12 protein-coding genes are annotated in these 17,334 nt (G+C 43.6%); all 12 read right to left on the bottom strand.

All coding sequences use genetic code 11. The annotated features are described in order from the left end of the window. Window positions 1-81: 81 nt before the first annotated feature. The 12 genes from T357_RS0110495 to trxA all read right to left on the bottom strand — a co-directional run bounded on the left by T357_RS0110495 (window position 82) and on the right by trxA (window position 17,151). Window positions 82-1,050, bottom strand: a complete 969-nt coding sequence (locus T357_RS0110495) for an ATP-binding protein (protein WP_031552109.1) — start codon at window positions 1,048-1,050, stop codon at window positions 82-84. Next, window positions 1,037-1,834, bottom strand: a complete 798-nt coding sequence (locus T357_RS0110490) for a DnaD domain-containing protein (protein WP_031552106.1) — start codon at window positions 1,832-1,834, stop codon at window positions 1,037-1,039. Before T357_RS0110490 ends, T357_RS0110495 begins: the two co-directional genes overlap by 14 nt. Before the next feature lie 795 nt (window positions 1,835-2,629). Next, complete coding sequence (murC, locus tag T357_RS0110485) at window positions 2,630-4,030, bottom strand: UDP-N-acetylmuramate--L-alanine ligase (protein WP_031552103.1); 1,401 nt, start codon at window positions 4,028-4,030, stop codon at window positions 2,630-2,632. A 225-nt stretch (window positions 4,031-4,255) separates the two neighbouring features. Then, window positions 4,256-6,949: a translation factor GTPase family protein gene (locus T357_RS0110480; RefSeq protein ID WP_044916722.1), complete on the bottom strand. Its 2,694-nt coding sequence runs from the start codon at window positions 6,947-6,949 to the stop codon at window positions 4,256-4,258. Between the two features lie 33 nt (window positions 6,950-6,982). Further along, entirely contained in the window at window positions 6,983-7,492 is a 510-nt protein-coding gene (locus T357_RS0110475; RefSeq protein ID WP_031552093.1) for a shikimate kinase, read from the bottom strand. Between the two features lie 186 nt (window positions 7,493-7,678). After that, on the bottom strand, window positions 7,679-9,376 hold the full coding sequence (locus T357_RS0110470) for a putative manganese-dependent inorganic diphosphatase (RefSeq protein WP_031552090.1): 1,698 nt from the start codon (window positions 9,374-9,376) through the stop codon (window positions 7,679-7,681). A gap of 425 nt (window positions 9,377-9,801) precedes the next feature. After that, the gene (locus T357_RS0110465) at window positions 9,802-12,606 is read right to left on the bottom strand and encodes a transglycosylase domain-containing protein (RefSeq protein ID WP_049962380.1); all 2,805 of its coding nucleotides are present in this window, start codon (window positions 12,604-12,606) and stop codon (window positions 9,802-9,804) included. 9 nt (window positions 12,607-12,615) lie between these two features. Then, complete coding sequence (gene rny / locus T357_RS0110460) at window positions 12,616-14,166, bottom strand: ribonuclease Y (protein ID WP_031552085.1); 1,551 nt, start codon at window positions 14,164-14,166, stop codon at window positions 12,616-12,618. Between the two features lie 570 nt (window positions 14,167-14,736). Further along, window positions 14,737-15,207: a MarR family winged helix-turn-helix transcriptional regulator gene (locus tag T357_RS0110455; RefSeq protein ID WP_031552081.1), complete on the bottom strand. Its 471-nt coding sequence runs from the start codon at window positions 15,205-15,207 to the stop codon at window positions 14,737-14,739. Between the two features lie 106 nt (window positions 15,208-15,313). Further along, window positions 15,314-15,859 (bottom strand): glutathione peroxidase, encoded by a 546-nt coding sequence (locus tag T357_RS0110450; RefSeq protein ID WP_031552078.1) that lies wholly within the window; start codon window positions 15,857-15,859, stop codon window positions 15,314-15,316. Window positions 15,860-15,910: 51 nt separating this feature from the next. Then, window positions 15,911-16,822 (bottom strand): NAD(P)/FAD-dependent oxidoreductase, encoded by a 912-nt coding sequence (locus T357_RS0110445; RefSeq protein ID WP_031552075.1) that lies wholly within the window; start codon window positions 16,820-16,822, stop codon window positions 15,911-15,913. A 20-nt stretch (window positions 16,823-16,842) separates the two neighbouring features. Then, window positions 16,843-17,151: a thioredoxin gene (gene trxA, locus T357_RS0110440; RefSeq protein ID WP_031552072.1), complete on the bottom strand. Its 309-nt coding sequence runs from the start codon at window positions 17,149-17,151 to the stop codon at window positions 16,843-16,845. Window positions 17,152-17,334: the final 183 nt, after the last annotated feature.

Below are 17,334 nucleotides of genomic sequence, written 5' to 3'. Positions count from 1 at the left end.
ATATATGTCGGCAAATTATGGATTTTTATACATAATCTCACACATAAACATTAGATAAATTACTTCATGTATCGAAAGCTGTCAATACAGTCTTTGGTCATTACCGTACAGCGGAATGATCAAATAGTCGGAAATTATGCGGGAAGATACCCTTTCCGAGTACGAATCCCGTATGGTATTGAGGCTAAGATTGGTAGAAATGATGACAGATTTATGGAAAACCATGCGATGATTTAGTACATAAAACAGTTTTGAAGAAGTATAGCTGTTATTTAATTCTGTACCAAGATCATCTATGACCAGAAGGTCACAATTAAGGATTGCTTCCTGCATATCCTGCTGTTCTTCATCATCACCCTTCATAGCTTTGGAAAAGCTGTCGAAAAGATCCGTGCTTGTCAGATATATCACTGAATGGAAGCTGTCCATAAGAGCTTTTGCCACACAGTTTATGAGGAAGGTCTTTCCGGTTCCGGTATTTCCCGTAAACATCAGGTTTCCATGATTTTTGTCGAAATCCTCCACCCACTGAAGAAGAAGCTTTCTGTTCTCCGCCATATATTCCCGGTTGGTTTTTCCGTCAGCAAGGATAGGAACTCTGTCGTCATATCTGTTAATATCAAAATAGTCAAAATTCTGGGTTTTAACTATCTGATCTATATTGGACTGCTGATAGAGATATTTCATCTGCATTTCGATAAAACAGTGACACTTCTTTCCGTTTATAAATCCTGTATCTTTACAATCCGGACATACATACTGCATTTCCAGATAGTCTGCCGGATATCCATGCTTTATCAGCACTTCCTTTTTTCTATTTGACGCATCACTTATGAGAGATTTCAAAACAGCGATTTTTTCTTTCTGACCATCTCTCATAAGATGAAAGGTCTTTATAGACTCCGAACGTACAAAATCTTCCAGAGTCTTAAGCTCCGGAAGTTTTTCGTACGCGGTACGGCGACGGATTTCAAGTTCTCTGTTGCTTTCCATACGCCGGTCGTCATAAACCCGCATTATTTTATTGTATTGTGCATTAGTTAGTGACATTCTTCATCCTGTTAAGTGTTCTTAAATTTACTATACTGTCGTAATCAACCTCTCGCTGTTCAAGATTGATAAACTTGTTGGCTTTTCCTGAGGATTTTGATGCAGCTCTCGAGGTCTGCTTCTTGTTCTTACTTTCCTCTATGGATTTTACAAGTTCTGTTGCCTGGGCTACCGTTGCAACCCCCTGCTCATGCCAGTTCATGGCAACAGCCTGCATATACTGATATGTAGTCTTTTTGGCACTTGCACAGTACTCAATAAGAAATTCTATAACATCTGAAGACATCTTCAGCTCTTTATACATAAACTTCAAAGCTCCAACCTGGCGAACACTCGGCAGTGAGGGAAGCATCTGTCTTGCAAAGTATAAAATGCTGTTGAATTCTTCATCTGTCTCTACATCATCAACCGTACCCTGAAGAGTCTCTATCTTTTCTTCTGCTTCCAAAAAATCTTCCTCGGTTATGGCAGCCTTTTTCGCTTTCTTTCTTCTGACAACTTTATGCTCTGCCTCGTCCTCCCGTTCCTGATCCTGAAGTGATCCTGAAGAACTTTCAAATACGCCCTGCTTTTCCCAATATCTCAACGCACGCTCAATATCCTTATCGGTGAGATTCAGAGCATCTGCAGCCTGCTCCTTTGAGAACTGCTCTCCTCTGTGTCTAAGCATAAACAAATAAACTTTTATGTAATCTCCGTTTGCAGTTCCAAGATACTTATCCAGAAAATCATCCGATATGCATGTCACATGAACTGCAAGATTATCTACTATACTCGTGCCCATCTCATTAACCCCCAAATGTAAATGAAGAGTATTATGGATCTGATAATGCAGCCATCTTCCCTACTGCCCGGCTGCGATCTCACGTTTCTCCCCTTCGGTGAACTGATATTAGCATACTAAAATTAGGGCTTCAATAAGCCTAGTCCACAACTTTATCCACCAAAATTGTCCACATTGGTGTGGATAATGTGCACTACTGAATTGTCAAGTATCCACTTATTTTTTTATTTTGTTTATAACCTCTCTCCAATGTGCAAAATTCGAGGCTTTTCAAATGTCAATCCCCCAAAAAGATGTATTTATTAAATACAATCAGGGTTTATCCACAATTTGACGGTGTATTTCCGTTAATTTGTGTGGAATAAAAATTATTTTTATTTTCAAAATCGCTTATTTTGGCTTCTGAATGGTCATTTTTATATTAAATTTTAAGCATTTTTACCATTTTATAATTGATTTTGATGTGATTTTGGTTGATTTTGATCATTTTGTGGAATTATTTATTATTTTTATAGGTCGATTGTTTTTTACTTTTGTTAGAAAGTTATTTTCATATCAATTTAATAGATTTTATAAGTGCCTATATGTTTCGACCGAACAGTGAAAGAGCCCCGGGGACAGCAAGACCGACAGGGACGGTTCTTGTCGGCAGGGACGGTTCTTGTCGGCAGGGACGGTTCTTGTCGGCAGGGACGGTTCTTGTCGGCAGGGACGGTTCTCGCCGGAGAGAACCGTCCCTGATGGTATGGAAAAAGACCCGCGCCGGTATCGGCGCAGGTCTTCATTAATATACTATCACTTCTCTATAACAGCACCCGGCAGCTTCAGGAGGTCTTCTCCAACCTCATAGATATTGCCGGCACCCATGGTTATGAGCACATCTCCTTCCTTAACTCTTTCAAGGAGGAATTTCTCGATGTCTTCAAATTCAGGGATGTAATAAACATTGGTGTTCTGCTCAAGCATATGCTTTCTGAGATCATCAGAACTTATACCTATGGTATTCTTCTCTCTTGCCGCGTAAATGTCAGCAAGTACTATCTCGTCCGCCTGGCTGAGAGCTCCGGCAAAATCATCAAGTAATGCCGCAGTTCTGCTGTAGGTGTGAGGCTGGAAGGCAATCCAGAGTTTTCTGTGAGGATATTTCTTTGCTGCCTCTATGGTTGCGGCTATCTCCTGAGGATGATGAGCATAGTCATCGATTATTGTGAAACCGTTGACTGTTCCCTTTTTCTGGAAACGGCGGTCTGTACCTGTGAAGCGCTTAAGACCTCTTAAGATGGCATCCATTTCGATACCAAGCTCACGGCATACAGCTATGGCAGCCATGGAGTTGTAGATATTGTGCTCTCCCGTAACCCCTAGTTCCACCTTTGCGATCTCTTCTCCCTTATAGAATAAGGTATAGGTAGGATGGGCAAGCTTGTCATAGCTTATGAAATTGGCTGTGTAATCAGAACTCTTGTCATGTCCGTAGGTGATGATTTTACACTTAAGTCCCTCGGTAAAATAATCAAAATGTTTAATGTCAGAATTTATGACCAGAAGTCCGTCCTCGGGAAGCTTTTCCGCAAAGAGCCTGAAGCTGTGTCTTATATCATCGATATCCTTGAAGAAGTCGAGGTGGTCGGCTTCAACATTGAGAATGATCTCAATAGTCGGGAAGAAGGAAAGGAATGAATTTGTATATTCACAAGCCTCAACAACGAAGGTATCCTGTCCTCCGACTCTGATGTTGCCTCCTATATCCTTGAGGATGCCGCCTACAGTAACTGTAGGATCCACATCTGCCTCCAGAAGAATATCAGTGATCATGGAAGTGGTGGTGGTTTTACCGTGGGTTCCCGAGACATTGATAGCCTGCTTGAAATTACGCATGAGCTCACCGAGAAGCTGGGCTCTTGTCAGCATGGGTATGCCTGCCTCTACGGCTGCCGCAAACTCAGGATTGTCCGGATGAATGGCTGCTGTATAAACCACAACATCGATATCCTTTGTTATGTTCTCAGCCTTCTGGGGATAATTTACTACAGCGCCTTCTGACACAAGCTTCTTTGTAAGCTCTGATTCCTTGCTGTCAGATCCGGAAATAGTAAAATGTCTTGAAAGCAGAATCTCCGCGAGACCGCTCATGGAGATACCGCCTATTCCTATAAAGTGTACATGTACAGGTTTGTCAAATTTTATCTGATACATTTAAATACCTTCTTATCTAAAACGTAAGGGGACAATGCCTTTTACGCTGTCATACGTGTCCGATTTAACTCAGAGATTATATCATCGTGTCAATTATAACGCAAGTGAGGCCGTCCGAACCGGTGAGCATCCAATTAATATTGAAAAAAATCTGTCTTAACGTGAATCGGACGGAGCCTGATGAATTTTTTACAGCCTTGGTGCCCTACGTTCCGGGTTTAAATATCACTCATTAGTTTTCGGTATCTCCAGCCTTGTACCAATGCGACTTCCCGGGGCAGAGTCATTGAGATGCTCTTTCCGAACTGTATTCACCACTCTGTCCACCTCATCCTTAAGGTTCCGGGCGCTGAGGAGCACCGCTCCCGCTCCCCAGGTTATGACCTGAACCACCTTATCGGAGGTTGCAACTGTAACCGAATACTGCTTCTTCAGCTCATGAGTCTCTTCCTCTATATATTCGTCGGCGGTCATGGCTTCTCTTGTGAATACCACATAGATATTGTGATACCTGGTCTGTTCCACCTGATGACCCTGCACCCGGTAAGCATCGAAAACGACTATTACTTCCTTTCCGGTGTAGCCGGCATAGTTTGACAGTATATCCTGAAGCTTGCCTCTCGCGGCATCAAGATTGGACTTTGCGAGTTCATTAAGCTCGTCCCAGGCAAATATGATGTTGTAGCCGTCCACCAGAAGATATTCCTTTTTCTTTTCCGGAGTCTTCTGGTCTCTACGGTTTGCTGCCTTGTTTTCTTCCTTTTCCTTGGCTCTTATGGTACGGGCGCTGGAGATATTTACTTCCTTCGCACGATTTTTGATGGGGCCGAAGGTTCTGATAAATATATCCTCAAGCTCCTGATCCCCGATGTAGTGTCCGCCGGTTTTATATTTTTTGTCGTCCGACTTTGCTTCGGCACTTCTCTGAAGCTTCGCAACATCCGCCTCGAAATCTCTCTTCTCAACTTCACCCTCCAGCTTCAAAGGTGACTCCACATGCATGTAACTTTCCACCTGGTCGAAGGGCACTATGAAACCGGAACCGTGGGCACAGAATACAGATGAACTTGGGTTCAGAATGTCTTCCTCCGGGTTATAACCTCTCTTCTCTATAACTTCTTCCGCATTATGGCACCTGTCATAGCCGCTGAACCGGAGGAAAATATGGCCTCTTCCTTTGGTATAGACCATTACCTCCTTATGATAATCCCTCATGGCCGAAACAGGAGCCGTACCTGTGATAGTTGAGGTTTCACCGTTTATCTCAGGTGGATCGAAATGCCCATTCATATTGGAGAGATCCGTCATGGCTCTGCCCACATACTCCTGAGGAAGTTCCAGCGTAAAGGCATAGTAGGGTTCCAGAAGAACATTAACCGCCTTCATAAGTCCCTGTCTCACTGCTCTGTAGGTAGCCTCTCTGAAATCACCGCCTTCTGTGTGCTTAAGGTGAGCCTTTCCTGCAACCAGTGTGAATCTGATGTCTGTTACGGGACTTCCAGTAAGCACTCCCACATGTTCCTTTTCCCGAAGATGGGTCAGCACAAGTCTCTGCCAGTTGATGGCAAGGTCATCTGTTTTGCAATCGGACCTGAACTTGAGTCCGCTTCCTCTGGGGAGAGGCTCAATCAGGATATGAGCTTCAGCATAATGTCTAAGTGGCTCAAAGTGTCCCACACCCTCCACAGCATCGTCTATGGTCTCAAGGTAAAGTATCCGGCTTTCTCCGAACTGAAGCTCTACTCCCAGACGTTCCTTCACAACTCTTTTAATGATTTCTATCTGCACTTCGCCCATGAGATGGACGTGTATTTCTTTCAGGTTTTTATCCCAGCTGATATGAAGCTCCGGAAATTCATCCGCCAGCGTATCAAGCTTTCTGTATAATTCAAGGTCATCAACATCCGGGGATTCCACCTTATAGTCCAGAACCGGCTTTAGCGATGGATCCTTTCCTTTGGGTTCGCAGCCCACAGAATCCCCGGTCTTAAGCCCTGAGATTCCGAGGAGTGTGCAGACCATGCCTGCCTCCGCGGTGTCAGCATTAACATACTTCTCACCACTGTAGATACGGATCTCCGAAACCTTCTCTCCGGGCAGGAGTTCGTCTCTTACTTTAATCTCTCCTCCGGTAATCTTTATATAGGTAAGTCTTCGGTCGGAGTCATCCTTTGCGATCTTGAAAACTTTGCCGCCAAGGACGCTTGGATACATGGGAATCTCCGTAAATGTATGGATACCTTCGAGAAATTCCTTCACTCCGAAGTTCTTAAGGGCAGAACCGAAATATACGGGAAACAGCTTTCTGTCCCAGATAAGGTTTCTCACATCCTTTGGATCAAGCTCGCCTTTTTCGAGATACTTCTCCATGATCCGGTCATCGCACATGGCAATGTTTTCCTTCAGCTCCTCCGACATGGAATACTTTCCGGCCTCGGTAAAATCCACCGCGGCCGCTCCGAAATGCTTTTTGAGATCCTCAAGAAGATTATCCTTGTCGGTTCCAGGCTGGTCCATTTTGTTCACAAAGATAAAGACCGGAACGCCGTATCTTTGAAGGAGCTTCCACAGGGTCTCGGTATGTCCCTGGACTCCGTCGGCTCCGTTAACTACAAGAATTGCATAATCAAGGACAGAAAGGGTCTTCTCCATTTCTGCCGAAAAATCCACATGCCCCGGAGTATCCAGAAGGGATACCGCTATGTCCTGAAGGTCAAAGGTTGCCATCTTGGAAAAGATGGTGATGCCTCTTTCCTTTTCCATGTGGTCGGTATCAAGGTAAGCATTACCGTTATCAACCCGTCCGAGGTTTCTGATCTTTCCGGTCTCGAAAAGGATACTTTCGGACAATGTTGTCTTTCCGGCATCTACATGAGCCAGAATTCCTATTACCAGATGTTTTTTTTGCTGTTTCTCCAAAAGCTGATCCTCCGTAACGACCTGTTTCTACTTTTATATATTCTTTTCGATCTGTTCTGTCCAGTTCTTTATCTCCCGGACTATCTCCGCAGGAGTCTTGCCCTTCTCATCGATGATGACATCCGCATACTTCTCGTAGAGCGGTGCCCTCTCATTGAATAAATCCCTGAGGGTGAAGCCTTCCGGCATAGCGACTCCGCGGTCCGTAACATCCCCGATCCTCTGCTCCATATCTTCATAGGAAATCTTGAGATATACTATCTTGCTTATTTCCTTAAGATGCTCCATGGCTTCCGCTTCATAGCATATGGAGCCGCCGGGGGCAATGATGGTATTTTCAACTTCTATGGAGGAGGCTATATCACCTTCCACCTTCAGAAATCCATCCTGGCCTTCTTCCGCGATGATGTCTTTCAATTTCTTTCCGGTTTTCTCCTGGATCATAATGTCTACGTCCAGAAATCCCATGGCTGCCAGCTTTGCAAGCATTACCCCTATGGTGGATTTGCCGCAGGAGGGCATTCCGATCATGGTAATATTCATTGTTGAGATATCTCCTCTTTATTCAAATTCCTGGTCGATTTCGCGATAGCAGACATGTAACTACAGCCTACGCAAAACGAATTAAATGGCTGGAGTTCCCAACTGCATTTATGTAAGTTCGCATGACGAGTTTCGGCTTTATCGCGAATAAAAGCCCTGCACCCGGGGTACAGGACTTTTCAAATATCAAAGCTGTTCAGCAAATAATGTAAGCGCAGGTACCAGCTGTTTCTTTCTGGAAACGACTCCCGGAAGAACTACTGACCAGGAATCGTCTGACTTATCGTTCTTATTCTTACCCTGTCTTCTTTCCGGTGTATAGCCGAAGGCATTCTCCACAAGCTGTCCTGCTCCCGTGCCAACCGCAAGAAGATCTGTGCTCTTGTCAAGGATATTGGTGAGCATGATGAAGCTCATATCAAGCTTTTCAACCTTGAGAGCGTTATAAGCAAACTCTTCAAGTCCGTCCTTGAACTGCTCAAGCTCTTCCTTGTTAAGACTTGTAACCTGGCTTACGCCAAACTCAATCTTGCCGGCAGAGAAGTGCTTGAAATCCTGATAGAATATCTCCTGAATGGTCTTGCCCTTCAGGTTGGATCCTGCAGAGAACATAGAGAAGGCATACTTCTCAATGTCAACTCCAGCAATCTTTGCAAGCTCTCTTCCTGTCTGTTCGTCAAGCGGAGTGCAGGTAGGTGATCTGAAAAGGAGAGTATCGGAAATGATTGCCGACATAAGAAGACCTGCAGTCTGCTTGTCGATTTCAATGTTATTCTCCTTATACATCTGAGTGATGATGGTTGAACAGCATCCCAGAGGCTGGTTTCTGAAATAAACCGGTGTCATGGTCTGAACCGTTGCGATCTTGTGGTGGTCGATGATCTCCAGAATGTCTGCCGCCTCGATGCCTTCAACAGCCTGTCCCGGTTCATTGTGGTCAACAAGGATAACCTGCTTTCCGCGATTTCCGAGGAGGTTTCTGCGGGATACCATACCGAGATAATTTCCGTCCTTTGAAAGGATAGGGAAGTCACGATGTCTCTTGGAAGCCATGATCTCTCTCAGCTCATCCACGAAATCATCTTCGGTAAAGGTTATCAGATTGTCTTTTGTCATAAAGTAGCTTATGGGCATTGACTGGTTGATAAGTCTTGCCGCGGTATAGGCATCATAGCTTGTTACCATGATGATCATGCCGTTTGCTTCGGCCAGGCTCTTTATGGTGGGGGAAACATTGGCACCCTCACAGATGATGATACAGTCTGCACCGTTGTCCATGGCGGAAAGCTGGTTCTCCGCACGGTTTCCGAGAATAACGATATCATGCTTTTCTATATAGTAGGACATCATCTCAGGGTTTGCGGCTGCGATGATAACCTTGCCCTTTTCACAGCATCTTGATACATCACCGGTTACTGTGGTTGCTTCCAGGGTGTCTTCTATATTGGAAAACTTGGTGTGGGCTTTTGAGATAATGTGGCTGTCGTAGACATTGAAATAAGATTTCGCGATGTCTCCGATGGTTATGACACCTTCAAGGGAATTCCTGGAGGTGACTACGGGAAGGGTTACGACATTCCCCTCGTTCATCATGGTCCAGGCCTTTTTCAGAGACATATCTCTGGTTACGCCCGGAGTCTTGCGATACTCAATATCTGTGACCTGTGTCTTTACGTTTGTTATAAGTCTGGGTTTCTCAACCTTAAAGTGATCAAGGACAAACTGAGTCTCTCTTGAGGGTTCACCTGCCCTGCAGGGAATATACTTCTCCGTATTTGTGATCTTGTTCTTTAATCTTGCATAAGCAATGGCTGCACAGATGGAATCCGTGTCAGGGTTCCTGTGACCCGTAACCAGAACTTCACGTTCTGTATTATGTGGAATATTGCTCTTTCCCTTAGTCATGTATCCTCCCGATTTATTGATTCACTATAATTCAAAATAATTTTGTTATCTTTTACATATACAAATTATAAAAACAATGTTGTATACAGGATTTTTTAATAATTGTTCATAAATTATTCATAAATCAATACTATATTTTAGTCATAAACATGAAGTTTGTCTTCGATGTTTCTGAATGTTGATTTTTTTCCAAATTAGATTTTTCATAATTACCCCGGTTAGGCGAATACCTGCCGGGGTCTCCTCATTTAAAAAACAAGTTTACTTTTTAAACATACTTCAAAGCTTTAATTCTGCAGCTTTTAAGAAATCCCTGACTAACCGGTACATTATAAAAATGTTTTTATCAAACCATCGCCAAAAAGGCAATGGTTTGACATAAACTTATGTGATTGTACTTAACATTAGCCAAAGACAGGTACCGGAGCATCCGGAAATGTTTCCCCAACGGTAGGCTCGTTATAAACCGCCGCTGTTGTCGTCTCCTGAAGATTTTCAAGTGACTCCTGAAGTTCTCTTATCAAGCTTGAGTCTGAACCAGCCCAGGATTCCTCTTCCTCAGTATATTCTGAATAAGTAGGAAGTTTTCTTGCTCTCTTAATGGCATTTTGCAATTCTTTTGCGTACATGGATGCTTCTTCATATGTATTGCAATACTGAAGTCTCTTTATAGTTTCTGTTATAAGCTCTTCCGTATATTCATCCCTGTACTCAAGCTCTTCAAGCTCTGTGAGGGCACTAATGAATGACTCTTTATTGATGCGCTTTTCTTCTTCGGATCTTTCATTCACAGCTTCACTTTCGGCTCTCTTTTGTTCTCTGCTGGATTCCTCTTCACTTTGCTGCAAAGCACGGTCTATAACCTGGGCCCAGCTTTCCTCTATCTCATCAAAATATGGCTTTCTGGTTTCCAGTCTTCCCAGAAGATCTGCACGTTTTTCATTATCTTCGATAGAATCCACCAAGGGTTTAGCTTCCTCATAATATTTACGTGCTGTAAGTGCATCCTCAACGGTATTGACCACAAGCTTCTCATAGTTTTCTACCAATGCCGATGCCTCTTCATAAATCCTCAGCTGTTCCTTTTCGTGAAGTGCCTGCTGTGCTCTCACTTCCGCCGTTGTAGAAACATAATCTGTAATTCCATATTCATTTGTTTTCAGATCTACAGTTGCCGGTTGTGTCCAGTCTGCAGGTTCCAATCCTTCATGAAGAACATTCATGGCATTTTGCCAGATTCGTCCCGCATAGGTGGAACCGTATACTCCCGGCATAGCCCTTGGAGTGTCATAACCCACCCAGACTGCCATGGTGTAGTATCTCGTGTATCCACAGAACCAGGTATCCTTTGATTCATTGGTGGTACCGGTCTTTCCGGCAGCTATCTGACCGTTGTCGAGTTGAAGTCCGTATCCTGTTCCGAAAGGCTCATTAATGGTACCCTTCAGTATGTCAGTCATCATCCACGCTGTATCTTCTCTGTATACCTTTGTTCCCGTGGATTTATAATCCTTTGTAAGGTCTCCGTCTTTTTCATGGACTATCTTAAGAATACAGGTGTTGTCATTGTACTGACCCATATTTGCAAGGGTACTGTATCCCTTCGCCATATCCACAACTCTCACACCATAGGTGAAGCCGCCGATGGAAACCGCCTTTGTTGTACCATCTATCCAGCTCATCTGCATGAAATGCATATTTGAAAGATAGCTTATACCAAACTTTGTCCCGATGTCTTCAAGGATCTGCCATGCTACGGTATTAAGGGATCTGTTCAGGGCTTCCCTCAGGGTAAGAACGCCTCTGTAACTGCCGCCTGAGTTGGAAGGACCATTCTCTATCCTGTGATCATCTATAAAAGTAGCCGGACTGTACTCACCGGAATCAAGAGCAGGAGCATAGTCAAGTAGTGGTTTAATTGCAGATCCGGGCTGACGTGCACTCAGATAAGCTCTGTTAAACTTATCCTCCGATCCCCTTCCTCCTACAACAGCCACCACATATCCGGTTCTGTTATCAACCACAGCTGCAGCGCCCTGGAGTGCGTACTTTCCGTTGGTCTGTAGCTCCGTAAAGCTTGAAAGCTTTTCATCAAGCTCAGTCTGAACCTTTGCCTGGATATCAGGATTTAATGAGGTATAGATATCGTAACCTCCGGATCTTATGAGATTTGTGTAGTACTCATAAGACTCTCCGTATTTTTTCTCGTATTCCTCCTGCTGCTCCTCGCTGTCCCACATATATTCGAATTCGAAGTGGTTGATATCCATAAGTGTAAGAGCCGCACAATGAAGAGCATAGGATGTGAGATAGTCTTCATCTGTCTGCTTTTGAGGATCCGCGGTTACATCGAGGGAAGAAGCAACATAGGCTTTATACTCTTCCCCGGTTATATATCCCTGTTCCTTCATGGAATTAAGAACCTGATTTCTCTTTTCGAGACAGGCCTCGGGATGTCCTATAGGCTCATATATGGAAGGAGCATTTGAGATTCCTGCCAGGGTCGCTGCCTCTACGACATTCAGATCCTTTGCTGATTTTCCAAAATAGTAGCGGCTTGCGGCCTCGACACCATAACAGCTGTTGCCATAAAAGTTTGTGTTGCAGTAAAACTCCATGATATCAGCCTTTGTGTACATCTTCTCCAGTTCCTGAGCCAGGAGAATCTCAACAAACTTTCTGGTGAAGGTTCTTTCGGAAGTAAGATATGTATTTTTGACCACCTGCTGGGTAATGGTGGAACCACCCTGGGTTATGACACCCTTATTGCGGACAAGCTCTATGGCAGCTCTCAGAACCGCGCTCCAGTCCACACCATGATGAATCTTGAAGCTTCTGTCCTCATGTGCAATGTAGGCATTCTGAAGATTTATGGAAATGTCGTTGATTTCCACATATTCGAAATGGCCTGCATTAACTATACCGAGGAGCTTTCCGTTGGTGTCAAACACCTGGGTATCCGAAAGCCGGGTCATATCTGTCACATCCACCGATGCCAGCTTGTCATAGGCAGTAACCTTAAGTGATTCATACTCCGGCAGAATCACTAAAAAATACGCAGAAAGGCCTGCTATCGCCAAAATGACGAGCAGACCTACAAACATGCGCTTAAATATTTTCTTTATAAGATGTCTTCTGCGAGGTTTCCGTCTCTTTGATGGAGCGGAAACCTCAGCCTTTTTTTCAGTGTTTTGTTCGTTATTATTCATTTGACTTATTTACTTGGCGTAATCAACAGCTCTTGACTCGCGAATGATATTAACCTTGATAACACCAGGATACTGCATCTGATCCTGGATCTGCTTAGCCATATCATGTGCCATGATAGTCATATCATCATCAGATACCTGATCGGGAACAACCATGATACGAACTTCTCTTCCGGCCTGAACCGCAAAGGACTTTTCAACTCCCTTGTATGAATTGGTTATATCCTCAAGTTCCTTAAGTCTGTTGGTATACGTCTCAAGTGACTTACGTCTTGCACCCGGTCTTGCAGCAGAAATAGCATCGGCAGCAGCAACTACACAGGCAATGAGTGATGTAGGCTCTGTACCGCCGTGGTGTGATGCCACAGTGTTAATGACGATTTCCGGCTCATGATGCTTCTTGCAAAGCTCTACACCAAGCTGTACGTGTGTGCCTTCCACATCGTGGTCAATGGCTTTTCCGATATCATGAAGAAGGCCGGCTCTCTTTGCCATACGTACATCGAGTCCAAGCTCCTCTGCAAGAAGTCCTGATATCTGGGCAACTTCCACTGAATGTCTGAGAGCATTCTGTCCGTAAGATGTTCTGAACTTCATACGGCCAAGAAGCTTAACAAGTTCGGGATGGATGCCATGAACACCAACTTCAAGTATTGCGGCATCTCCTTCCTCTTTGATAGTCTCATCAACTTCCTTCTGAGCTTTTTCTACTACTTCTTCAATTCTTGCGGGATGGATACGTCCATCTACGATAAGCTTCTCAAGAGCTATCCTTGCAACTTCACGACGGATAGGATCAAAACCTGAAAGAACAACTGCTTCCGGTGTATCATCTACGATAAGTTCAACACCTGTAAGCTGTTCCAGTGTGCGGATATTTCTTCCTTCACGGCCAATGATACGGCCCTTCATTTCATCATTTGGAAGCTGTACAACGGATACTGTTGACTCAGTAACCTGATCTGCAGCGCATCTCTGTATCGCATCAACGATGTAATTGCGTGCATTCTTCTCGGCATCTTCCTTTGCCTGATTGTCCATCTCGCGGATCATCATGGCATAATCATGCTTGGTATCCTCTTCAAGGGATTTCAGAAGTTCTGTCTTTGCCTGATCTCTTGTGAGACCGGAAATTCTTTCAAGCTCGGTAACCTTCTGGTTATGAAGTTCTTCTACTTCTGTTTCTCTTTTGCTGATCTTATCCTGACGCTTCTGGAGCTCCTGCTCTTTCTGCTCAAGGCTTGCAGCTTTCTTCTCGGAAGCTTCGTCTCTCTTCAGCATTCTGTGCTCGAGGTCGGATACTTCTTTACGTCTGTCCTTGATTTCCTTATCAAGGTCATTTTTTGCCTTTAACGCCTCTTCTTTTGTTTCGAGGAGGGCTTCTCTCTTTTTATTCTCGGCTGTTCTTATAGCATCATCTATGATCTCTCTGGACTTCTGTTCAGCGGATCCGACGGTTTTCTCATAGTCGGACTTTGCCTTGTTCTGTCCGGCTACGAACATAGCTATGCCTGTAATGGCAGCAACAACCAAAAGAATAGCAATTCCTAATGGGGACACTTTGTGTACCTCCTTCACTATTTTGTTGTTAATGTACAAACAGATATGTGAAAAGGTAAAAGGTTTTGTAGATTTTTACCCTGTCAAATTCTATTTATATATAAAATTATATTGTTTTCAATATAAACATTAACTTAACTACTATATTTTATATAAAATAGAAGTCACTGTCAAATAGACAATTATAAAACAACAGTCCTGACGGACAGAGCCGGAGGGCATCCATTTTGAAGTGAGGTTTTTCGGTCGAAAAATCAAAGCAGGCCACTACGATCTGATGGACATCCATCTAAAAACGAGTCGCTTCGACGGAAAAATATAAAATCGGACCCCTAAGAGGCTCTAGACCCTCGCCAATGTCAGAGATTTTCTCTTATGAAAACTCTGACTTGGCGAGGGGGCTAAGGAAAATGGATCAAGAGCCTCTAAGGGGTCCGATTTTTATTTTTCTCGTCTCAGCTCAACGTTTTTAGATGGATGCCCACCAACTCTACGTGGCCTGCTTTGATTTTTCTCTGTCTGATTTAGCGATCAAAATGGATACCCTCCGGCTCTGTCCTGTTATTGGTTTTATTTTTTCTTTTTGTCTTTGTCAGTTTCCTTGGAGTTTTCTACGCATTCAAGGGTGCGGTATAAAAGACGATAGAGGGTGCCGGCTTCTTCTTTGGTGAGTTTTATGCAGCTGCCCATTTCTTTGGGGACTTCAAGGGCTTCTTCTCTAAGCTGAACTCCTTTTTCTGTGATAGTCACGTCAAGGGATCTTTCGTCTTCGGGACAGCGTTCTCTTTTTATAAGGCCTTTTGCCTCGAGGCGTTTAAGAAGGGGGGTCAGGGTGCCGGAATCGAGGTATAAACATTCGCCCAGCTCCTTTACGTTGACTCTTTTCTTTTCCCACAGAACCATCATGGCTATATACTGGGTGTATGTTAGATCTATTTTCTCCAAAAAAGGCGTATATCTCCGGACCAGTTCTTTTGCGCAGACATAGAGCGGAAAGCAAAGCTGGTTTTCTATTTTCAGAGATTCATATTTATCTGACATTTTAACCTCCGGATAAATGTTTAAAAATAAAACTCTGCCATAGTGGCCTGTAAATCATTTTCCTTATTTTAACATAAAACCGACAAATTCTAAAAACGCATTATATTCAGAGGATTGCGGCAACCTTTTCCTCAACCTGAGCCATATCCATGGTAGGCTCGAAACGGTCCACAACATTACCATCTCTGTCGATCAGGAACTTTGTGAAATTCCACTTTATATCAGGTGTGCTTTCATAGTCAGGATGCTGTTTTGCGATAAAATCCTTCATGAAGTCTGCCGTTTTTCCTTCACCAAGTCCCTTGAATCCTTGCTGTGACTTGAGATACTTAAAGAGCTCTGTCTCATTTTCCCCGTTTACATCTATCTTTGCAAACATAGGGAACTTAACACCAAATCTGCTTGAACAGAACTTTGCTATCTCCTGCTCGGTTCCCGGTGCCTGATGTCCAAACTGATCACAGGGGAAGTCCAGTATAACCAGTCCCTTATCCTTATACTTATCATACATGGACTGAAGCTGCTCGTAATGTGGTGTAAATCCACACTCGGTAGCTGTATTCACAATAAGCATTACCTTACCCTTGTACTCCTCAAGTGTTGTTTCATTCTTTTCCTTATCAAGAACTTTGATTTCATAAATTTCAGCCATAATTATCTCCTTTCAGTTCTTAACTAACAATTCGGTTTATCGAATAAAAATCTACATAGCATCTATATATCCGCAGGCTGCCAATGCTGCCACCGCACCGTCTGAGGCTGCGGTTGTAAGCTGTCTCACCGTTTTGGTACGGCAGTCTCCGGCAGTGAAAATACCTTCTGTTCCGGTTTTCAGGTCTTCACCGGCCTTTATATAGCCTTTTTCGTCAAGCTCTGCCACATTTTCAAATGCAGTATTGTCGGGAGCCTGACCTATGGCAACGAATAATCCGGATACTTCTATGGTTCTTGTATCGCCTGTGGTTTTATTTGTAACTTCGATTGATACAAGACCGGCGGCATCCTCATTAAGTTTTGTAATAGTACTGTCCAGAACGAATTCTACGTTGTCTTTTGCTTTTAAACGCTCTACTTCTTTCTGATCTGCGCGGAATTGGTCTCTTCTGTGGATCACATATACCTTCTCACAGTAATTGGAAAGAAACTGTGCATCCTCAAGGGCAGTGTTACCGCCGCCGTTTACAGCTACCACCTTATTTCTATAGAACATTCCGTCGCAGGTTGCGCAGTATGAAACACCTTTTCCTACCAATGTTTTCTCATTGGAAAGTCCCAGAGGACGGTTTTTTGCACCTGTAGCAAGTATCACTGCTTTGCACTCATACTCGTTTTGCGAAGTGGTTACTTTCTTAATGTCTCCGTCATTGATAATGCCGGTTACTTTTTCGAATTTTATGTCTGCACCCAGATCTTTTGCCTGGTTATAAAGTCCTGTTGCAAAATCAAATCCTGAGATATGTGCTATTCCCGGATAGTTTTCGATGTCCGGAGTGTTGATTATCTGTCCACCATAGGATGAGGCTTCAAGCACCAGTGCACTTTTTCCGGCTCTTACGGTATAGATCGCAGCGGAAAGGCCAGCTGTGCCGGCGCCGATTATTACTACATCTACCATAACATTTTCCTCTCAATATATTACTTAAGAAGCTCAAGTACCTGCTCTTTAGGAACAAAACCTACAGACTGCTTATAAATCTCACCGTTTTTAAAAACAATGAGTGTCGGGATGGATCTGATTCCGTATCTGTCAAGAAGCTCCGGATTTTCATCGGCATCTACACTCATAACCTTGAAGCCGTCTGCGGAATCAGCAATCTCACTTATGATCGGAGCGAGCATCTTGCATGGTCCGCACCAGCTTGCCCAAAAATCCACCAGTACCGGAACATCACTCTTAAGTACCTTCTCATCAAAATCTGCTGTATTAATTGCCTGTGCTGCCATATTGTTACCTCCGTTATATTTTAAAAATTTTTTATTTGTCATTTGACTTGATTGAATTGTACGCAATTTATATTAGATTGTCAACAATTTAATTCTAAAATTTAGTTTATAATTTTGGGGCGGCAAAACCTGAATCAGCGTGCAGCACGTGTTTTCGAAATACAAAAAAATCAGGGAATCACC

It is taken from the genome of Oribacterium sp. FC2011, assembly GCF_000701645.1.
GTDB lineage: Bacteria > Bacillota > Clostridia > Lachnospirales > Lachnospiraceae > Oribacterium.
This window is presented reverse-complemented; position numbering and strand designations above follow the sequence as displayed.